Source organism: Glycomyces dulcitolivorans (assembly GCF_003265355.1).
Lineage (GTDB): Bacteria > Actinomycetota > Actinomycetes > Mycobacteriales > Micromonosporaceae > Glycomyces > Glycomyces dulcitolivorans.
Genome location: NZ_QFRW01000190.1, coordinates 1 through 5808 on the forward strand (window position 1 = coordinate 1; position 5808 = coordinate 5808).

A 5808-nucleotide genomic window follows, 5' to 3' on the forward strand; every position below is an offset into this window, starting at 1 on the left:
GCCGTCGGCACCGTCGCCTGGACGGCCGCCGCCCAGGAGCCCGCGGCCTCGCCGCGCCAGGCCGAGTACGCCGCGGCCGCCGCCGAGTACGGCGTCCCCGAGTCCGTGCTCCTCGGCGTCTCCTACATGCAGTCGCGGTGGACCGACCACGGCGGCGAACCCAGCACCGCCGGCGGCTTCGGCCCCATGCACCTGACCGCCGAGGTCGAGAGCCTCAACGGCGCCGGCGACCACCACGACGGCGACGCCCGCGGCGACGACACCCGGCCCATGGAGCTTCCCGAGGAGGAGGCGCCCGAGGCCGGGACCCCCGGGCCGCTCACCATCGCCGCCGCCGCCTCGCTGACCGGCGCCACCGAGGAGGAGCTGCGCACCGACCCGGCCGCGAACATCGCCGGCGGCGCCGCGCTCCTCGCCGACTACCAGGCCGGCCTCGGCGTCGACTCCGACGACCCGGCCGACTGGTACGCCGCCGTCGCCCGCTACTCCGGCGCCGGGGACGAGGCCACCGCCGCCCGCTTCGCCGACGAGGTCTACGGGCTCATCGCCACCGGCGCCACCGAGGACACCGACGACGGCACCGTCACCCTCGCCTCCGCGACCGTCGACCCCGACGAGAGCGGCCTCGCCGCCCTCGGCCTCACGGCCCTCGACACGTCGAACACGACCTGCCCGGCCACCCTGGGCTGCGAGTGGATCCCCGCCCCCTACCGGCAGTGGGGGACCGCGGCGAGCCAGTACGGCAACCACGACCTCGCCGACCGCGAGAACGACATCGACATCAACGCGATCGTCATCCACGACACCGAGGGCTACTACGACGGCACCCTCGACGTCGTCCAGGACCCGAAGCGGGTCTCCTGGAACTACACCGTCCGCTCCTCCGACGGGCACATCGCCGAGCACCTCGACCACTCGGACGTCGGCTGGCAGGCCGGGAACTGGGCGGTCAACATGCGCTCCCTCGGCGTCGAGCACGAGGGCTTCGCCGCCGACGGCTCCTGGTACACCGAGATCCTCTACCGCAACTCCGCCGAACTCGTCGGCTTCCTCGCCGACCGGTACGACGTCCCGATCGACCGCGCCCACATCCTCGGCCACGACAACGTCCCGCAGTCGACCCACTGGGACCCGGGCCCCTACTGGGACTGGGGCCACTACTTCCAGCTGCTGGGCTCCCCGCTCGAACACGCGACGGGCGGCATCACCGGCGGCGCGGTCACGATCGCGCCGGACTTCGACGACAACCGCCCGGTCCTGACCGGCTGCGACACCGGCGACGACGCCGCCCCCTGCCCGGTCCGCGGCACCTCCACGGTGCTGCTGTACTCCGAGCCGAGCCTCGATGCGCCCCTGCTCAACGGCGCCTCGAACTCCGTCGACGACCTCGGCGCCCGCGCCGGATACGGCCAGCGGTTCGCCGTCGCCGAAGTCCGGGGCGACTGGGTCGCCGTCTGGTACCAGGGCGTGAAGGGCTGGATCCTCAACCCCGAGGACAACCCCGTCCTCGCCCCCGCGCAGGCGTACGTCGTCGTCCCCGAACGCGACGACGTCACGGTCTGGCGCGACACCTATCCCGAGGCCGCCGCCTACGAGGGCACCGGCGCGACCTACCGGCCCAACGTCGCGGTCGCCACCATCGACGCCGACCAGGCCTACGTCATGGGCGAGGAACTCCCGTCGCAGGCGCTGTGGGCGAAGACGTACAACACGCCGACGTTCGTCGTCACCGGCGAGACGGTGTTCTACCAGATCCAGATCGGCCACCGGATCGGCTACGTCGACGCCGCCGACGTGACCATCGAACTGGCCTGACGCACCGCTGGGGGGTCTGCGGGACGGGTGGCATGTGACATGTCATATGCCACCCGGTCTGCGGGCCCCCGGTTCCACCCTGACACGGGGGTACGACGCCGGACCGGGCCCGGAACGGGGTGTTCAGGTCACTTCGCCTCGGCGTAGCTGTCCACGACCTTCGGCCGCAGCGGGATCCGCACCGGCATCGTGCCGAACAGCGTGCGCGTCGCCTCCTCGGCGGCCCGCTCGATCGCCGCCGACACCTCACCGGCGTGCTCGGCCGGGCAGTGGACCATCACCTCGTCGTGCAGGAAGAACACCAGTTCGCCGAGGCCGCGCTCGTACAGGTCGCGGCGCAGCAGCGCCAGCAGCACCAGCGCCCACTCCGCGGCCGTGCCCTGCACGATGAAGTTCCTGGTGAACCGGCCCCGGCTTGCTGAGGACTTCGTACCCTCCTCCGAGCTGAGCGCCCGCCACCACCGCTCCGAGGGCGCCGGGACCGTCCGGCCCAGCCACGTCCGCACCAGCCCGCCCTTCTCACCGGTGCGCGCGGCCGACTCGACCTTCTCGAACGCCGCCGGGAACCGGTCGCGCATCAGCTGCACCAGCTGCCGCGCGTCACCGGCCGTGCCACCGTACATCGCCGAGATCAGCGCGATCTTCGCCTTGCCGCGCTCCCCGCCCAGGCTCGGTGCGAGCTCGGTGTACAGGTCGTCGGCCGCCGTCGCCGCGATCATCGCCCGGTCCCCGCTGATGGCCGCCAGCAGCCGCGGCTCCAGCTGGGCCGCGTCCGCCGCGACCAGCTTCCAGCCCGGGTCCGCCCGGATCGCCTCCCGCACCGAATGGGGGAGCTGCAGCGCCCCGCCGCCGTCGGTGCCCCACCGGCCCGTGTCGGCGCCGCCGACGATGTACACCGGCCGGAACCGGCCCGCGGTCCGCCCGGTCCCGCGGTCGACCGCGTCGTGCACCCACGCGTCGGCCCAGTTCCAGCCGAACGCGCTCCACACCCGCGCGTGCTCGCGGTACACCTTCAGCGCCTCCACCGCCGGATGGTCCACCGAATGCAGCTCCCACGCGTGCGTGGTCTTCACCTCGACCCCGGCGGCATGGAACGCGGCCAGCACCTGCTTCGTCGAGTCCGGGTTCAGCTGGTGCCCGAACGCCTCCGCGACCTGGTCGGCGAGGCCCTGGAGCCTGCGCGGCCGCATGCCCTTCGACGGCCGCGGCCCCAGCAGGTCGCGCAGCAGCCGGTCGTGGACCTCCCGGTCGAACGGCACGCCCGTGCGGCCCATCTCGGCCGCGACCAGCGCCCCCGCCGACTCCGCCGCCAGCAGCGCCCCCAGGCCCGGGATCGCCGCGTGCGCCGTGCGCCGCCGCTGGTCCAGCCACGCCGCCTGGAGCCGCGTCAGCTCCGCCGGCCCGTCCACCGGGTCGGGTTCGCGCTCGAACAGCGTCCCCGCGTCAGGATCGGACGCCACGACGTACGCCGGCGGCTCGTGCGCCTCGACCCGCGACAGGATCCGCTCTGCCAGGCGCAGGTCCCGCACCCGGTCCAGGCGCGCCCCCGCCTCCAGCAGCGCCGGGTAGTCCCGCGCCGCGTCCGCCACGACCCACCGCGGTACGGCCTCACCGGCCTCCTCCTCCCGCACGGCCCCCGCCAGGTCCGGGTGGTATGCCGCGGCACCGCCGGGCAGGGGCATCGTCCAGCCCTCCCCGGCCCTCCCGTGCACCAGAGCGACCTCCACGACACCAGTGCACCACGACCCACCGACATTCCCGCCGGTTCGGCCCGCCGCCCCCGCCGCGCAGATAGAGGAATGTAGACATAATCCGGCGGCCGACGGGTATACGGACCGCATGGCATTGATTCTCTGGATCCTCGCGGTCCTACTCGTGGTTTACGGCATCTACATGATCTTCCGGGGCCAGGTGCTCCTCGGGATCGTCGTCATCATCGTCGGCCTGCTGGTCGGCCCGGGCGGGGTGAGCGTCTTCACCTAGGAGGGCCGCGCCGCACCGCCGGAAGGCGCGCGGCGGCGGCCGCAACCAGAACAGGCTGGAAGCCCGGCCCGCGCGAGCGGACCGGGCTCCGCCGTGCCCTCACGCGGACTCGCGGACCACCAGTTCTGTCGGCAGGATCGTCATCGGCTCGACCTCGTAGCCCTCCAGGAGCCGCAGCATCGTCCGCGCCATCGTCCGCCCGATCTCGGCGATCGGCTGCCGAACCGTCGTCAGCGGCGGATCCGAGTACGTCGCCAGCGCGATGTCGTCGAACCCGACCACCGCCACGTCCTCCGGCACCCGCCGCCCGGCCTCGCGCAGCGCCTGGAGCGCCCCGTGCGCCATGAGGTCCGAGGCCACGAACACCGCGTCCAGGTCCGGCTCGTCCGCCAGGAGCTGCCGCATCGCCGCCTGCCCCGACTCGGCCGTGAAGTCCCCGACCGCGACGATCGCGCGCCGGTCCGCGCCCGCGAGCGCCTCCCGGTACCCGTCCAGGCGCGCCCGCCCCGCGACCATGTCCAGCGGCCCGGCGATCGTCGCGATCCGCCTGCGGCCCTGCGCGACCAGGTACTCGACCGCGGCCCGCACGCCGCCGACGTGGTCGACGTCGATGCACGGCGCCTCCAGCTGCGGCAGCCCGTTGCACACCACCGGGACGCCGCGGCGGATCATCAGCTCCGGCAGCAGGTCCGCGTCGTGGAGCGAGGCGAACATGACGCCGTCGACGTGCCCGCCGACCGCGTACCGCTCCGCCCGCTGGCGGGCCTCGGCCGATCCGGTCGTCATGAGCACCAGGAGCTTCCCGGCCGCGTCGAGCTCGGTGGCGACGCCGCGGATGACGCTGGGGAAGAACTGGTCGTCGGAGAACACGCGGTTGGGGGACTCGGGGAGGATGAGCGCCACCGAGTCGGTCCGGTGCGTCACCAGGGAGCGCGCGGCGGCGTGGGGCACGTACCCGAGCTCGTCGGCGGCGGCCTCCACGGCGCGCCGCAGGTCCTCGTTCACCGTGGTCTGCCCGTTGACGACCCGTGAGACCGTCGCGCGCGAGACCCCCGCGCGCTCGGCGACCTCTTCGAGGGTCGGCCGCCCCGGGCGGGGGCCCCGCACCGGCCCCGCTTCCGCACGCCGCATCGCGTCCGCCTCCGTCTCCGTGTCAGCCTTTGACCGCGCCCTGCATGATCCCGCTGATCATGTACTTGCCCAAGAGCGCGAACACCGCCAGCAGAGGAAGCGTAGCCAGCATCGTCCCGGTCAGCACGAGCGACTGGTCGGTGACGTACCCGCCCGACAGCGTCGACAGCGCCACCTGCACCGTCTGGTTCCCGGGGCTGGAGAGGACGATGAGGGGCCAGAAGTAGTCGTTCCACGCGGTCAGGAACGTCAGGACGCCGAGGACGACCGCGGCCGGGCGGGCCGCGGGCATGACGATCTGCCAGAAGATGCGCAGCGTCGAGGCCCCGTCCATGCGGGCCGACTCGATGAGCGAGCCCGGGAGCGCCCCGCGCAGGTACTGGGTCATGAAGAACACCCCGAACGCGCTGACCAGGCCCGGGGCGATCACCGCCCACAGCGTGTCCGTCCACTCCAGCTCGACCATGAGCATGAACAGCGGGATGACGCCCAGCTGCACCGGCACCATCATCGTCGCCACCACCGACACCAGGAGCACCTTGGCGCCCTTGAACTCCAGCTTCGCGAACGCGAACCCCGCGAGCGTGGAGAAGAACACGACCGACGCGGTCACGGTTCCGCTCACCAGGACCGAGTTGAGCAGGGCCGTCCCGAACGGGACCGTGTCGAACACCCGCCGGACGTTCTCGACGAGGTTCGCGCCCGGCAGCACCGGCGGCGGCACCGTCGCGAGCGCCGAGTTGTCCCGCGAGGCGACCACGAAGCTGTAGTACAGCGGGAACCCCGAGAAGAACAGGACCGCGACGAGCGTGAGGTAGGCGAGGCGGCCGGGCTGCTCGCGCAGGGCGCGCAGGCGGGCCCGGGCCCGGCGGCCGGGCC

At 73.3% G+C, this 5808-nt stretch carries 5 protein-coding genes; 2 read left to right on the plus strand and 3 right to left on the minus strand.

Annotated elements, in window-relative coordinates:
* A partial coding sequence (locus DI269_RS14085; protein ID WP_112136865.1) for an N-acetylmuramoyl-L-alanine amidase occupies window positions 1-1815 on the plus strand: 1815 nt, incomplete at its 5' end.
* A gap of 128 nt (window positions 1816-1943) precedes the next feature.
* On the opposite strand, the gene DI269_RS14090 is transcribed toward DI269_RS14085, so the two are convergent.
* Window positions 1944-3542, minus strand: a complete 1599-nt coding sequence (locus tag DI269_RS14090; protein ID WP_198667431.1) for a bifunctional 3'-5' exonuclease/DNA polymerase — start codon at window positions 3540-3542, stop codon at window positions 1944-1946.
* 112 nt (window positions 3543-3654) lie between these two features.
* Here DI269_RS14090 and DI269_RS27785 point away from each other — a divergent pair, with 112 nt between their 5' ends.
* Window positions 3655-3798, plus strand: coding sequence for a GPGG-motif small membrane protein (locus DI269_RS27785; RefSeq protein ID WP_176953224.1), 144 nt, complete (start codon window positions 3655-3657; stop codon window positions 3796-3798).
* Between the two features lie 99 nt (window positions 3799-3897).
* Here DI269_RS27785 and DI269_RS14095 read toward each other — a convergent pair whose 3' ends face one another.
* Window positions 3898-4929 (minus strand): LacI family DNA-binding transcriptional regulator, encoded by a 1032-nt coding sequence (locus tag DI269_RS14095; RefSeq protein ID WP_112136869.1) that lies wholly within the window; start codon window positions 4927-4929, stop codon window positions 3898-3900.
* Window positions 4930-4951: 22 nt separating this feature from the next.
* Window positions 4952-5808: carbohydrate ABC transporter permease (locus DI269_RS14100; protein ID WP_332871952.1), on the minus strand; the 857-nt coding region annotated here is incomplete at its 5' end.

What these genes read in the sequence shown, in the direction of transcription:
- DI269_RS27785 (WP_176953224.1), top strand. Translation starts at nt 3,655, where the DNA reads ATGGCATTGATTCTCTGGATCCTCGCGGTCCTACTCGTGGTTTACGGC.
- DI269_RS14095 (WP_112136869.1), bottom strand. Translation starts at nt 4,929, where the DNA reads ATGCGGCGTGCGGAAGCGGGGCCGGTGCGGGGCCCCCGCCCGGGGCGG.